Annotated in this window: 14 protein-coding genes; 8 read left to right on the top strand and 6 right to left on the bottom strand. The window is 72.7% G+C overall.

Annotated elements, in window-relative coordinates; translation table 11 throughout:
* Positions 1-135 precede the first annotated feature (135 nt).
* Genes P1V51_12945 through dapE form a run of 6 tightly spaced genes read left to right on the top strand, consistent with a single transcriptional unit; the run spans position 136 to position 7,345 of the window.
* Entirely contained in the window at positions 136-2,733 is a 2,598-nt protein-coding gene (locus tag P1V51_12945; protein MDF1563948.1) for a response regulator, read from the top strand.
* 3 nt (positions 2,734-2,736) lie between these two features.
* Entirely contained in the window at positions 2,737-3,690 is a 954-nt protein-coding gene (locus P1V51_12950) for an ABC transporter ATP-binding protein (protein ID MDF1563949.1), read from the top strand.
* Positions 3,687-4,535 (top strand): hypothetical protein, encoded by an 849-nt coding sequence (locus P1V51_12955; GenBank protein MDF1563950.1) that lies wholly within the window; start codon positions 3,687-3,689, stop codon positions 4,533-4,535. Before P1V51_12950 ends, P1V51_12955 begins: the two co-directional genes overlap by 4 nt.
* Complete coding sequence (locus P1V51_12960; protein MDF1563951.1) at positions 4,535-5,626, top strand: hypothetical protein; 1,092 nt, start codon at positions 4,535-4,537, stop codon at positions 5,624-5,626. The genes P1V51_12955 and P1V51_12960 overlap by 1 nt, the downstream gene beginning before the upstream one ends.
* A gap of 23 nt (positions 5,627-5,649) precedes the next feature.
* Positions 5,650-6,267: a phospholipid scramblase-related protein gene (locus P1V51_12965; GenBank protein MDF1563952.1), complete on the top strand. Its 618-nt coding sequence runs from the start codon at positions 5,650-5,652 to the stop codon at positions 6,265-6,267.
* Positions 6,268-6,274: 7 nt separating this feature from the next.
* The gene (dapE, locus tag P1V51_12970; GenBank protein MDF1563953.1) at positions 6,275-7,345 is read left to right on the top strand and encodes a succinyl-diaminopimelate desuccinylase; all 1,071 of its coding nucleotides are present in this window, start codon (positions 6,275-6,277) and stop codon (positions 7,343-7,345) included.
* Here the strand turns inward: dapE and P1V51_12975 are convergent.
* Entirely contained in the window at positions 7,312-7,593 is a 282-nt protein-coding gene (locus P1V51_12975; GenBank protein MDF1563954.1) for a DUF1232 domain-containing protein, read from the bottom strand. The genes dapE and P1V51_12975 overlap by 34 nt on opposite strands.
* 110 nt (positions 7,594-7,703) lie before the next feature.
* Here P1V51_12975 and P1V51_12980 point away from each other — a divergent pair, with 110 nt between their 5' ends.
* Positions 7,704-8,489, top strand: a complete 786-nt coding sequence (locus tag P1V51_12980) for an alpha/beta fold hydrolase (protein ID MDF1563955.1) — start codon at positions 7,704-7,706, stop codon at positions 8,487-8,489.
* On the opposite strand, the gene P1V51_12985 is transcribed toward P1V51_12980, so the two are convergent.
* Positions 8,462-9,241 (bottom strand): PhnD/SsuA/transferrin family substrate-binding protein, encoded by a 780-nt coding sequence (locus tag P1V51_12985; GenBank protein MDF1563956.1) that lies wholly within the window; start codon positions 9,239-9,241, stop codon positions 8,462-8,464. The two genes, P1V51_12980 and P1V51_12985, sit on opposite strands and share 28 nt — an antisense overlap.
* 129 nt (positions 9,242-9,370) lie before the next feature.
* Here P1V51_12985 and queC point away from each other — a divergent pair, with 129 nt between their 5' ends.
* A complete protein-coding gene (gene queC / locus P1V51_12990) occupies positions 9,371-10,063 on the top strand; it encodes a 7-cyano-7-deazaguanine synthase QueC (GenBank protein MDF1563957.1) in 693 nt (230 codons plus the stop codon).
* A gap of 4 nt (positions 10,064-10,067) precedes the next feature.
* On the opposite strand, the gene P1V51_12995 is transcribed toward queC, so the two are convergent.
* Genes P1V51_12995 through P1V51_13010 form a run of 4 tightly spaced genes read right to left on the bottom strand, consistent with a single transcriptional unit; the run spans position 10,068 to position 13,532 of the window.
* A complete protein-coding gene (locus P1V51_12995; GenBank protein MDF1563958.1) occupies positions 10,068-11,540 on the bottom strand; it encodes a hypothetical protein in 1,473 nt (490 codons plus the stop codon).
* Positions 11,537-12,109 carry an EcsC family protein gene (locus tag P1V51_13000; protein MDF1563959.1) on the bottom strand — a complete coding sequence of 191 codons (573 nt, stop codon included), beginning with the start codon at positions 12,107-12,109 and terminating at the stop codon, positions 11,537-11,539. The genes P1V51_12995 and P1V51_13000 overlap by 4 nt, the downstream gene beginning before the upstream one ends.
* 12 nt (positions 12,110-12,121) lie before the next feature.
* Positions 12,122-12,748 carry a hypothetical protein gene (locus P1V51_13005; protein ID MDF1563960.1) on the bottom strand — a complete coding sequence of 209 codons (627 nt, stop codon included), beginning with the start codon at positions 12,746-12,748 and terminating at the stop codon, positions 12,122-12,124.
* On the bottom strand, positions 12,684-13,532 hold the full coding sequence (locus tag P1V51_13010; GenBank protein MDF1563961.1) for an LEA type 2 family protein: 849 nt from the start codon (positions 13,530-13,532) through the stop codon (positions 12,684-12,686). Before P1V51_13010 ends, P1V51_13005 begins: the two co-directional genes overlap by 65 nt.
* Between the last annotated feature and the right edge of the window lie 31 nt (positions 13,533-13,563).

Genomic DNA, 13,563 nt, shown 5'->3' on the forward strand with positions numbered 1-13,563 from the left:
GGTGCTTTTCCCCTGCCTTCCGTGGCCCATCCTTCCCCCTCCCGGGGGAGGCTTCTTGAGGCCATCTCGGGGCCGACGTACGATGAGGGGCCGCGGCGTCTCGAGCAGGGGGAGCCTTCGGCGGGGACTTCAGGGATGCCCAGCGTACTTCTCATCGAGAGCGATACCGTCTTTGCCCAGCACCTCGCGGCCGCCCTCGAGCTGGCGGGGTACGGCACAATCACCGCGGCCGACGGCGCCTCCGGCGTCGAGCAGGCCAGGAGCGCGCCGCCCGACGCCATCGTGCTGGCCGCCGAGCTGCCCGACGGCTCGGGTTTCGCGGTCTGCTCGCGCCTGCGCCGGGCCGCGGAGCTGGCGAGCATCCCCCTCATCCTCACCTCCTCCGAGGCGACGCCCGAGGCCATCGAGGCCCACAAGCAGAACCGGGCGGCCGCCGACGCCTACCTCCTCAAGCCCTTCGATCCGGGCACCCTCGTCCAGCAGCTCCAGTCCCTGATGGGCGGAGGCGCGGCCCGGGCGGCGGCCCCGCCCCGGCCGGCGGCGGCCGCACCCCAGCCCGCGCCGACCGGCCCGGTGGGGGGCCCGGCCGCGGGCGCGCCCGTGATGTCTCTCGAGGACATCGCCGACGATCTCGACCTCGACTTCCGGCCCGCGGGAGAGCCCCTCTCCTCCCCGGCTCCACCGCCCCTCGGCGGCGGCGCGCCCCCTCCCCTGCCGAAGGGGGGCGGCGGACCGCCCGCCATGAAGCGGAAGGCCTCCCCCACGGTCGACGACCTGCCCAACCCCTTCGAGGGCCTGGCCGCCGAGGCCCGGATGCCCGCGGGGGCCAGCCCGGACGAGAAGCTGGCCTTCTTCCGGGAGCGCATCAAGCTCCTCGAGGCGACGATCCAGAAGGGCCGCGATGGTTGGACCGAGCTGACCAGCCGCTTCGCCGAGCTGCGGGGCGACGCCGAGGCCTACCAGGATCACATCGCCCTGCTCGAGCAGGACCTGAGCGAGCGCGACGAGGCCATCGCCGAGCGCGACGCCCAGCTCTCCGACGGAGACGTCTCCCGGGACTCCATCGAGGAGCAGTACATGGAGGCGCGGGGCGAGGCCTCGCTCCTCCAGGACGAGGTGAACCAGCACCTCGCCTCCATCGCCGAGCTCGAGGAGGAGATCGTCGAGAAGGGTCGCGCCCACGCCGAGGCGATGGAGGCCGCCGAGCAGGCCAAGCAGGACATCTCCGAGGTCCTCAACGAGATGATGCGCGAGCGGGAGGAGGACGCCAGGTCGGCCGCCGCCCGCATCGCCGACGCCGAGGCCAAGGTGGCCGCCCTCGAGGAGAGCCACCGGGCCGCCCTGGAGCAGGCGAGCATCGACAGCGCCGCCGCGCTCGATCAGCTCGAGCAGAGCCACCTCGCGGAGATCGCCGCCCTCAAGCAGGAGCTCGAGGAGCAGAAGGCCGCCCTCGCGCTGGAGCACCAGGGGGCGCTCGACGCGCAGAAGGCCGCCAGCGAGGAGGCCATCGAGGAGGCTCGCCGCCAGGCCGAGGAGCGCCTCGGCACCATCCAGGCCGACCTCGAGGGGGAGAAGGCCGCCATCGAGAGTGTGCTCGACGAGCGGGAGAGTGAGCTGGAGAGCCGCCTCGCCGAGCTCGAGACCCTGGAGGCCCGGCTCGCCGAGGCGATCGAGGGCGGCGGCAAGCTCACCGCGGAGAAGAACGAGCTCGCGGCGAGGCTCGCCGAGCTGGAGGCCCAGCTCGCCGCCCAGCAAGCCTCCGCCCAGCAGGCCGCCCAGGAGCAGGCCCAGAACCTCGAGGAGGCCGAGGCCCAGCTCGGCGCCGTCCAGGAGGCCCTCCAGACCACTCAGGGAGAGGCCGAGCAGCTCCGCGCCGAGCTCGCCCGCCTCCAGCAGGAGGCCGAGTCCTCCGGCCACGCCGCGGCGGAGCAGGTGGAGCAGCGCGACGCCCGCATCCTCGATCTCGAGCAGCAGCTGCAGACCCTCCAGCTCGATCTCCAGGAGCGCGAGCGGTCCCTCGCCGAGGAGCGCGAGCACACGGTGGTGGTGCGCGAGCAGCTCTCCTCCCTCGAGGCGAGGAGCGACGAGCTCCAGAACGTCATCTCCAGCAAGGAGACCGATCTCGCCGAGGTGAAGGGCGAGGCCGACGCCCGGGAGATGGAGCTCACCCGCCTGCGCGAGGAGCTCGCCTCACGCGAGCGCCAGGTCGAGGCCGCCCAGCAGGCCACGCAGTCCGCCCGGGCGCAGCTCGAGGAGATCCGCGGCGCCAGCAGCGGCCTGAAGGACGACGTCGCCGACGCCCAGGATCAGGCGCGCCGCTTCTCGGCCGACCTCGAGGAGGAGCGGAAGGCGCGGCGCGAGGCCATCGACAAGATGCAGGTCTTCCGCGACGAGATCAAAGCGCTCAAGGCGGCGGCCAAGGGGGGGGGCGACGCCCAGGAGATGGCCAGGCTCAAGAAGGCGGTCATGGAGCGCGAGCAGCGCCTCGACCGCATGGCCAAGGAGCTCGAGAAGCTGCAGGCTGCCCACAAGAACGAGATCGCCGAGCTCAAGGCGCACGCGGTGAAGGCCACCAAGATCGCCAAGGCCGCGAAGGCGAAGCTGGACGCGGCCGGCGCCGGCGCCGGCGACGGGGGCAACAGTGAGGAGACCCTCGCCCTGAAGAAGCGCGTCCTGCAGCTGCAGAAGGCGCTCCAGAACGCGAAGGCGAAGATCGAGCAGCTGGAGGGGTAGGCCGTGCCGCCCACCCCCGCCATCGCGGTCGCCGACCTCACCAAGGTCTTCCGGGGCTTCGGCCGCCGGAGCGGCGTCCGGGCCCTCGACGGAGTGAGCCTGGAGGTCCCGGCGGGCAGCGCCTTCGGCCTGATCGGCCTGAACGGCGCCGGCAAGACCACCCTCATCAAGATCCTGCTGGGCGTGGTGCACGCCACCGCCGGGCGGATCCAGCTCCTCGGGGGCCCGCCGAGCGACCGGGAGATCCGGCAGCGGATCGGCTACCTGCCCGAGCGCCTCCACCTCCCCCCCGCCTTCACCCCCCGCGAGTTCCTCACCAGCGTGGGCCGCCTCAAGCGCCTGCGCGATCCTGCGGCGGAGGCCGAGCGCCAGCTCGCCCGGGTCGGCCTGCAGGACGCCCTGGGCCGCAAGCTGAAGACCTTCTCCAAGGGGATGCGCCAGCGCACCGCCCTGGCGGCGGCGCTGGTCGGCGCCCCCGAGCTGCTGATCCTCGACGAGCCCACCGACGGCATCGATCCCCTGGGCCGGATCGAGGTGCGCCACATCCTCGAGGAGGAGCGCCAGCGGGGCGCCACCCTCTTCCTGAACTCGCACCTCCTGGCCGAGACCGAGCGGGTCTGCGACCGGATCGGCATCCTCTCGGAGGGGCGCCTGCTGCGGGAGGGGCCCCTCTCGGAGCTGGCCGGCGGCGCGCCGCGCTGGCGGGTACGCTTCTCGACCGGAGAGGTCGGCGACGCCACGACCCCCGAGCTCCTCGCGGGCCTCGCCGGGCAGGGCTTCGCCCCCGACGGGGCGCCCGGGAGCTTCCTGGTCGAGGCCGGGGACGCCGCGACCCTCAACGCCCACCTCGACGCGGCCCGGGCCCGGGGGGCCCTGATCCTCGAGGTCTGCCGGGACCTCAAGGACCTGGAGGGCATCCTCTCCGAGGCGGTGGGCCAGGAGGGGCGGCGCGGATGAGGAGCCTGGGCGTCATCGGCACCCTCGCCCTCGATCTCCTGCGCGAGGCCCGCGCCCGCAAGTGGGTCTGGGCCCTGGCGCTGGCGGTGACCGCGGCCCTGCTGACGGTGGCCTTCGCCCTGCGCCTCGACGTGGTCGATGGCGCCCTGGCCGCCTCCCGCTTCTTCGGTGACTCGATCGGGCGGGGCGTCTACCAGCCGGTGGAGGTCTTCCTCCGCCCCCTCTTCGAGGCCTCGGCCTACGTCGTCTTCTACGGCGGGATGATCTTCGGGATCATCGCCTGCGCCGACTTCGCCCCCAGCCTGCTGGCGCCAGGGAGGATCGAGCACCTCCTCTCGCTGCCCCTGCGGCGGACCGAGCTGCTGGCCGGCACCTACCTGGGCGTGCTCCTGCTGGTGAGCTTCGGCGCCCTCTACGGCTCGGTGGGCCTCACCCTGATCCTCGGCGTGAAGGCCGGGGTCTGGGGCCTCCACCTGATCCTCGCCTCCCTCCTGGCCATCCTGGCCTTCGCGGCGGTCTACGCCCTGATGCTCGCCTCGGCGGTCTTCGTTCGCTCGGCTGCCCTCTCGGCCGGCGCCGGCTTCCTCCTCTTCGTGCTGGGCATCATCGCCACCTACCGCGCGGACATCGCCCGCCTCTTCGAGGCCGGCCTCTCCCGGCAGCTCTTCACCTGGCTCACCGCTCCCCTGCCCCGGATCGCCGGCCTGGCCAACCTGGCCGGCGCCATCGCCGCGGAGGGCCCGGTCGAGCAGGGGACCCTCCTGCGGTTGGGCCTGGGCGCCCTGGTCTTCGCCGCGGCCGGCTTCGCGCTGGCGGCCTGGCGCTTCGGCGGAAAGGACTACTGATGAAGCGTGGACAGCTGATCTGGCTCGGCCTGCTGGCGATCCTCCTGGGGGTCGCGGCCTGGCTGATGGACGTGGAGGAGATGCCTCGCGCCCACCGCGCCGAGAAGATGGACTTCCCCCGGGGGCTGGACGACGCGGAGCGGCAGCGCATGGTGCGCCGCCAGGTGCTGCCCGAGCGGACCCCGCCGGCGCCGGCCGACGAGCAGCAGCCGCCTCCCCCGCCGCGCCCCCGCGATCCCCTCCTCGCCGCCTTCCCCGGGGGCGAGGGCGGCATGGCGGTGGTGGGCGAGCTCAACGCCCTGCGCCACTCCCCGGTCGGCGAGATGGTCCTCTCGTGTCTGGGCGACAAGGCCTGGGGCGAGATCGAGAAGTTCAAGGACGAGATCGGCATCGACCCCCTCGAGGATCTCGACCGCTTCGGCTTCTCGGGGGAGACCGCCTACCTCACCGGCGACTTCGCCAGCGTGGACTGGGACAAGCTGATGAAGGGCGACAGCCCCATCCACTGGGGAGAGAAGGGCGAGATCTACGAGCGGGGCTCGGAGGTCCTCGGCGTCTGGGACGATCAGCTGGTCGTCCTCGGCCGCGACCGCGCCGAGGTGCAGGCGGCCATCGATCGCCTGGAGGGCCGCGCCGAGGCGGGCGCCCCCACCATCGCCGAGCACCAGACCTACGGTGACGTCTACGGCGTCGTCGGCGCCGAGGCCATCGCCCGGCTCCTGGAGAGGGATCAGGACGAGATCTCGCGGCGGATCCGGGAGGTCGCGAAGCAGGTCTCCTTCCACCTCGACGCCTCGAAGGACGTGGCCATGGTGCTCGACCTCGAGGGCAGCGACCGGGAGTCGGTCGACGAGCTGGCCCGCAGCCTGGCCGGCGCCATCTCCGCCGGCCGGATCGCAGCGCAGGAGCAGGGGGAGGAGGCCCTCGCCGACCTCCTCGACTTCGCCCGGGTGGTCCCCAAGGGCGAGAGCTTCACCCTCGAGCTCGCCCTCCCCGAGAGCTACCTCGCCGAGCACCTCGGCTCCTGCAAGTGGGTGCGCCCCGACCCGGACGCCCGGCCGGAGGATCCCCTGCAGGGCGAGATGGAGTAACAGGGAGGCAGGAGGAGGAGACCATGTCCGAGAGCCTGATGCGCCTGCAGCAGTCCGAGAGCCTCGTCGTCCAGCAGAAGAAGGAGTGGGGCGAGATCCTCTCCGGCTGGGAGACCCGGAACCGCTACCAGATCACCTCCCCCGACGGGGTGGCCCTCTATCACGCCGGCGAGGTCGGCTCGGGGGCCCTGGCGGTCCTCACCCGCGGCTTCCTCAAGAACAAGCGCCCCTTCACCATGGAGATGCGGGACGCCGCGGGGGCGCCCGCCTTCAAGGTCGTCCGCCCCTGGACCTGGTTCTTCTCCGAGTGCGAGATCGTCGCCCCCGACGGCAGCGTGCTCGGCAAGGTGGATCAGCGCTGGGCCTGGTTCAACCGCCGCTTCACGGTCTACGACCGGCGAGGCGTCGAGGTGGCGGAGATCTTCGGCCCCCTCTTCCACCCCTGGACCTTCCAGCTGAAGGTCGGCGAGCAGGAGGTCGGCAAGATCACCAAGAAGTGGAGCGGCCTCCTCAAGGAGGCCTTCACCGACTCCGACAACTTCATGGTGCACTTCGGCCCGCAGATGGATCAGGACCTGCGCCTGGTCCTCCTCGGCGCGACCTTCCTCATCGACTTCCTCTACTTCGAGAACCGCGAGTGATCCGGCCATGAGTGACCTCGCCCGCCGCCTCGCCGAGCGCACCCTCTCGCTCTGCCAGACCGCCTCCCCCTACGGGGAGGAGGAGGCGATCGCCCGGCTGGTCGAGGCCTGGGCGCGGAGCCCGGGGATGCGAAGGCGCGTCGAGCGCATCAGGAACAGCGTCGTCGTCGGAGAGGTCTCGGAGACGCGACCCACCGTGGCCCTCGTCGGCCACCTCGACACCGTGCCGCCCCACGAGGACGAGGCCCTGCCGCGGCTCGAGGAGGACCGGGTGGTGGGCCTCGGCGCCAGCGACATGAAGGGCGCCCTGGCGGTCATCCAGTGCCTGCTGGAGGACCTGCGCCCGGAGGACACGGGCGTGGAGGTGATGGCGATCTTCTACGACAGGGAGGAGGGCCCCCACGAGGACAGCGGGCTGAAGACGGTCCTCGCGCAGCGCCCCGATCTGGCGAAGCTGGAGCTCGCCCTGGTGATGGAGCCCACCGACGGGGTGGTGCAGGTGGGCTGCCTGGGGTCCATCCACGCGACCCTGACCTTCTCTGGCAAGGCCGCCCACAGCGCCCGCCCCTGGCAGGGCGAGAACGCGATCACCGCCGCCGGCGCCTTCCTGGCCCGGCTCCACGAGATGAAGCCGATCGAGGTCGAGGTCGGCGGCCACGTCTTCACGTCGGTGGCGACGATCACCACCGCCCAGGGCGGCCGCTACCGCAACGTGGTGCCCGACACCTTCGTGCTGAACCTCAACTACCGCTTCGTCCCGGGCACGCCCCTCGAGGAGGCGCAGCAGCGGGTGCGCGAGCTGGTGCCCGCCTCGGCCGCGATCGAGTTCACCGACCTCGCGCCCTCCGGCGCGGTGCCCGATCACAACGCGCTGCTCGAGCGGCTGGTGAGCGAGGGCGGCCTGCAGGTCGCGCCCAAGATCGCCTGGACCGACGTCGCCCGGTTCACCGAGGCCGGGATCGACGCGGTGAACTTCGGGCCCGGCCGGAGCGACCAGGCGCACCAGGTGGGCGAGTACTGCGAGATCGCCCCCCTGGCCCGGGCCTACGAGGTGCTCTCGGCCTTCCTGAAGTCCTGAGGCCTCACCCCCGGCTCGAGGCGCCGATCGGCGCCCTCCGGGAGGGAGCGCTCCCGCCGCTCGCGCCGCAGCGACCGCAGGCCCTTCACGCAGCTGATGAGGAGGCCGATGGCCGCCGCCTCGTCGAGGTTGCCCACCACCGGGAGGGCGTCGGGGATCAGCTCGATGACGCCGGCTCCGGGGTTGAGCAGGTAGACCGCGCCGAGGAGACCGCCGAGGAGCAGGATCAGACCTTTGACGAGACGCATCGCGTGGACCTCCTTGGGACCGCGGGGGGTTCACCCTCTCCTACGCCCGGGAGCCCCGGGGCATTTCAGGGGCGTTGACCTTTCGGGGGAGCGGCCCCGATACAGGGGACATGCTGGCCAGCAGACGACAGGGCAGCGGCGCGCGTCCGTTGGTGCTCCTCCACGGCTTCCTGGGGGCCGGGCGCAACCTCTCCTCCCTCGCCCGCCTGCTCCTGCAGCGGCAGCCCGACCTGCTCCTCCACCTCCCCGACCTGCCCGGGCACGGCGCCTCGGCGCCCTCCCCGCGCGGCGCGGGCTTCCCGGCGATGGCCGCGGAGATGGAGCGCTTCCTCGCGGACCTGGGCCAGGCGGAGCCCGTGGACCTGGCGGGGCACTCCTTCGGCGCGCGGGTGGCGCTGGCCACCCTCGACCTCGCCCCGCAGCGCGTGGCCCGGGTGGCGATCCTCGACATGACCCCGGGAAGCCTCCACGCCCCGGCCGCGGATCGCATGGTGGCGGACCTGCAGGCGGCGCCCGACCGCTTCCCGAGCCGCGCCGAGGCCGAGGCGTACTTCCGGGCGCACACCGGCGACGAGCAGCTGATCGCCTGGCTCTCGATGAACCTCGAGCGCAAGGGTGACGGCGCGGTGGGCTGGCGGATCGACCGCGACTACCTCGCCGCGGTGCACGCCGCGACCCGCACGGTCGACCTGTGGCCGGTGGTCGAGCGACACCCCGAGCGGATCGCCCTCCTCCGGGGCGGCCGCTCACCCCTGGTCTCGAGCGGCGACCTCGAGCGCCTCGCGGCGCTGGGCATCGAGGTCGAGACCCTGGAGGCCAGCGGTCACTTCCTCCACGTCGACGCCCCGGAGGCGACCGCGCGCTGGCTTCAGCGGCGGGTGAGCAGCGCCCGGTAGGCGCCGGCCTTGGCCAGCTCGAGGGCCTCGGCGTCGAAGATCGAGACGATCAGCGGCGGCCCGCCGGGCAGGTCCTGCATCGCCTCGATCTTCTTCACGATCTCGGTGGCCTCGGCCAGGGGCAGACCGGAGCAGACCACCAGCCCGTCCGCGCCGACCTCGCCGGTGACCGCGACCACCGAGAGGCGCGGCACCGCGCGCTCGGCGTGCTGGGCGATCGAGTCGTGGAGGTCGGCCCCGCGGTCGGTGTGCACGTGAACCGCCGTCACGTCGGCCTTCCCGTCCGCCACCGCCAGCAGGGCGGCCTGGTAGCTCCCGGCGAAGCTCTCCTCGGCGAAGAAGCTCTCGGGATCGATGCCCGAGGAGCGCAGGTAGGCGTCCGGCAGCAGGTAGCCGCCGGTGGAGAGGGGATCGACCCAGATCGCCCGCTTGCCCCGCAGGCTCTCGAGGTCCCGGGCCTCACCGGTCCGCGCGAGGATCGCCGAGCGGTAGGTCGAGCGGCCGTTGCGCACCGCCTTGAAGATGCCGTGGTGCTGCCCGGAGAGCCGGGCGCAGAGCGAGGGCGGCGCCCAGGCCAGATCCGTCGTGCCGCCCAGGACCTGCCGCTCGAGCTCGTCGTAGTCCCGGGCGATCTCGACGGTCACCTCGCGGTCCAGCCAGCGTCCGAGCTCGGAGCCGAGCAGCTCCGCCCTCGCCGACGCACGATTCCGGCCCAACGCCGGTGGAATCAGCAGCTTGAGCTTCACCTTCATCCCTTCCCTGCTCGAGGCATCCTCCCCGGCGACGATCACGGTGGTCTCCCGGAGAATACCCGAAAGTCCGGGTTGCACGCTGCCGTCGCCTTCTGGCCCCACCTGCCCGGTGGGTTAGACTCCCTCTCCATGGATGCGCGACTCGCGGTGGTCCTCCTCTCCGGGGGGCTCGATTCGGCGACGGTCCTGGCCATGGCCCGGGCCACGGGGCACACCTGCCACGCCCTCTCGGTCGACTACGGCCAGCAGCATCGCACCGAGCTCGAGGCCGCCCGCCGGCTGGCCGCGCGGCTCGGCGCGGTGGATCACAAGGTGGTGAGGGTGGACCTCTCGGCCTTCGGCGGCTCGGCCCTCACCGATCCGTCCCTCCCGGTGCCCGAGGGCGAGGACCCCGAGGCCCGGGAGGCGGGGGTCATCCCCTCGACCTACGTGCCGGCGCGCAACACCGTCCTCCTCGGGATCGCCCTGGCCAACGCCGAGGTGATCGGCGCCCGGGATCTCTTCGTCGGCATCAACGCCGTGGACTACTCGGGCTACCCCGACTGCCGCCCGGCCTTCGCCCGGGCCTTCGAGGATCTGGCCAACCTCGCCACCCGCGCCGGGCTCGAGGGCACCCGCTTCCGGGTGCAGGCCCCGCTCCTCAAGATGACCAAGGCCCAGATCGTCCGCACCGGCACCGATCTGGGCGTCCCCTACGAGGAGACCGTCACCTGCTACCAGGCCGACGCCGAGGGGCGGGCCTGCGGCCGCTGCGACGCCTGCACCCTGCGGCGCCGGGGCTTCGAGGAGGCCGGCCTCCCGGATCCCACGCGCTACGCCTGAGGCCTCAGGGCAGGGTCCAGGTGAAGGTGGGCGTGCCGGTCGTTCCGCCGACCTCCAGGGTCGCGAAGGGGCCGCCACCCGCCACGAGGCAGTCACCGCCGACCACGGTGGGCGCGCCAGCGGCGTGGAGGGTGAAGGCGGCGCTGCACTGCACCCGGCCGGCGCCGAGATCGTAGCCGAGCTTCAGGCCGTAGCCGGTCTCCACCGAGAGGATCGGCTCGTCGGAGCAGAGCACCGTGTTGCCGCAGAGCAGCACCTGGGTGGTGCCGGGCTGAGGCCCCTGCCCGTAGGTGACCGGCGGCCCCAGCGAGGGGCTGGCCTGGTACTCGCCCAGGCCCCAGATCGCCGCGGGTGAGGCCGAGAGGTTCTCGACCAGCAGGTCGACCAGGAGGAGCGCCGGCTCCACGCAGCCGCCTTCGTGGCAGCGCTGCGGGCTGGTGCAGGTGCCGCAGACCCCGCCGCAGCCGTCGTCCCCGCAGGTGCGGTCGGTGCAGTCGGGCGTGCAGGTCGCCTCGCAGAGCCCGCTCACGCAGCGCTCGCCGCTCGAGCAGGTGCCGCAGACGCCGCCGCAGCCGTCGTCCCCGCACTCGAGGCCGTCGCACTGGGGGGTGCAGGTGGTGCAGACGCCGCCGCTGCAGATCTCACCGGTCTCGCAGGTGCCGCAGCTGCCGCCGCAGCCGTCGTCCCCGCACTGGGCGCCCAGGCAGCTGGGCACGCAGCCGCAGTAGGGGGCGGTCAGGCAGAAGGGCGCCGGGGCCTCGCTCCCGAGGTCCACACAGCAGCCGCCGGGGAGCTCGCCGCAGTCCTCGTCTCCTCCGGGGCAGGCCGGCGAGCAGAAGGTCGCGCCGTTGTTGTCCTCGAGGCAGGTCGCGCTGCGCGAGAGGTCGCAGTCGGTGATCCCCCCCGAGCAGGGCGTGCCCGGCGGGGCGCTGCCCCCGGCGACGCAGAAGTCGTAGGTGTTGCCCGCGCCGTCGGCGAAGGTCACGCAGCCCACGTTCCCCTCGCCGCAGCTCGTCAGGTCGCTGGCCTCGCAGGTGGCCGAGCAGACCGAGCCCGACTCCAGCGGGAGACACAAGGCCCCCTGGCAGTCGTTGCCCGTGGTGCAGGGCTCGCCGATGGCCCCCGGCCCGGCGGGGGAGCAGACCGGGAGCGCGCCGCCGGCGCCGTCGTCCACCGGGATGCAGGCCCAGTCCTCGGGGCAGGGAGGATCACTCGCCTCGCAGGTGCCGGTGCAGACCGCCAGGTTGGAGCCCACGGTGAGGCAGATCCCGCGGTGGCAGTCGCCGGCGTCGAAGCAGTTGGTGCCGAAGACCCGATCGACGTCGAGGCACTGGTCCCAGGCCAGGGAGCAGGCCTGCCCCTCGGGGCAGGTCCCGTTCTCGCAGGGCGTGCCGCAGGTGCAGCCGCCGAAGCTCGCCCCGAGGAGGAGCAGGAGACCCCCGAGGAGGGAGGGCCACCGCCAGCGCGCGCGACTCATTCCTCGCTCGCCCATCGCTTCTCGGCCAGCTGCCGCCGCCGCCCCCACTGGCGCAGCGCCTCGTCCCCCACCCGCTGGATGTCCCGGTTGTTCAGCCAGGCGGAGACCGGGGCGGCGACCAGGGGCACGGCCCGTCCGACGGAGCTGAGGCCCTTCTTCTGGAGGATGCGTAGGGCGAGGCGGGCGAAGACCGTGGGGCCGGTGCGGTAGAGCGGGCCGACGCCGTTGCCGCGGCCCAGGATCTCGAGGAGCTCGCTCTGTCCGCGCTCGGACTTCAGGTTCACCCGGAAGAGCTGCCCCAGCTCGACGATCAGCCGAAGCTGCAGGAAGGTGACCAGGAGGAGGTCCGCCGGCAGGGCGAGCAGCCCGAAGAAGCCGCTGACCATCCCGCCGGTGCCGGCGTAGGCCTTCTTCTCGTCGATCAGCTGCTGGGCCAGATCGGCCTCGGGCAGGAGGGGGTAGCGCTTCTTCAGGCGCTTCGTCTTCGGCCGCGCGATCTCGATCTCCTGGATGATCAGGCGATCGAGGCGGGTCCGGGCGATCTCGGAGATGGGGGGGAAGTCGGCCACCAGCTGACCAGTCTACTTCACCTCGAACTCGACGGTCTTCCTTGCGGTGGAGGCGAGCACCACCTCCAGCTTGTGGACCCCGGGGGCGCGGGCGACGAAGCCCGTCCAGTCGATGACGAAGTCCATGGTCTTCCCGCTGCGGGCGAAGGAGACCTCGCCCGAGGCGTCGGCGAGCTCGATGCCACCGGGGCCGACGATCCTCGCCTCGATGGCCGCCACCACCCCGTCGCTGGCGGAGAGGCGCAGGCAGGTCTGGAAGGGTCCGGTGGGCCCGGGGATCTTCTCCAGGGTGAAGCCCTTCAGCGCCGCCTTCGCGACGCAGCCGGTCTTCTTGTTCTTGATCTTGAAGCCGCGGCCCAGGGCCGCGCTCTCGACGGCGTAGGTGACCTTGGTGGGCGCCGCCATGCCGGGGGTCTTCGGCGCGGCCTTGCCCTCCATCTCGATGTCGCCCAGGGACTCGGTGTCGGGCTTGTCCAGCTCGAGCTTGGGCGGACCGAAGAGGTTCCCCAGATCGGGGGCCAGGTTCTCCTCGGCCGCCGCCGCGGCGGGGAGGAGCAGGAGCAGGGCCAGGACGCTAGAGGCGCACGCGCCTGCGAAGCTGGACGGGCATCTGGATCGGACCGGTGCCGAGAGTTCCATCGAGCGCAAGATCCACCTCCCCCGCGCGAAGCGCGTCGTAGAGTGCGCGCCCCGCTCGCGCGAAGTCCACCCTCACCGGCAGGGAGATCCGGCCGGTCTGGGAGGCCGCCACCGAGGGCGGCCGGCTCTGCCCCTCCGCCACCTGCCGGCCAGCCGCCTGGAGGCGGTAGTCGAGCATCCCCAGGGGGAGCGGGAAGGCGTTCTGGTTGGCCACGTCGAGGTCCACGTTGAGGGTTGCCCCGGCGAGGCTCAGGTTCGAGACCCGGGCGCCGGCGATCTGCACCCGCGGCAGGCGGGGCACGGGCAGCTGCCCCTGGGTCTGGAAGGGCACCTTGATCACGCCGGCGGGGGTGCCGAAGCCGAAGTGGCCGTCGGCGCCCCAGGGCACCTGCTGCTTCTGGTAGAGCGCCAGCAGCGCCTGGCCCAGATCCTGGTAGCGCACCGAGAGGGGCAGCTCGACCTGCGAGCTCCCCCGGGGCGCCAGCTCGATGCCGCGCTCGGACTCGCCGCGGGCCAGGGCGTGACCGTCCACCGTCAGGCCGTAGCCGATCGACGCCAGCCGCAGGCCCACCTCGTTGGGGTTGTCCACCCGCCAGTGCAGGCCGAGGGTGAGGCCATCGAAGGAGATGTTCTTCACCTCGAAGCGCTCGAAGGTCAGCTGCGGCTTCTGCACCACGTCGGCCAGCAGCGCCTCGAGGAAGGAGCAGCCGGAGGCCAGGAGGAGCCCACCGAGCCCGAGGACGGCCACGGCCGCCCGAAGCGAGTTTCGCTGTTTCTTGGTCACGAAGGCTCCGACGGCGAAGGGCCGCGGGATC

The organism is Deltaproteobacteria bacterium, from assembly GCA_029210625.1.
GTDB lineage: Bacteria > Myxococcota > Myxococcia > SLRQ01 > SLRQ01 > JARGFU01.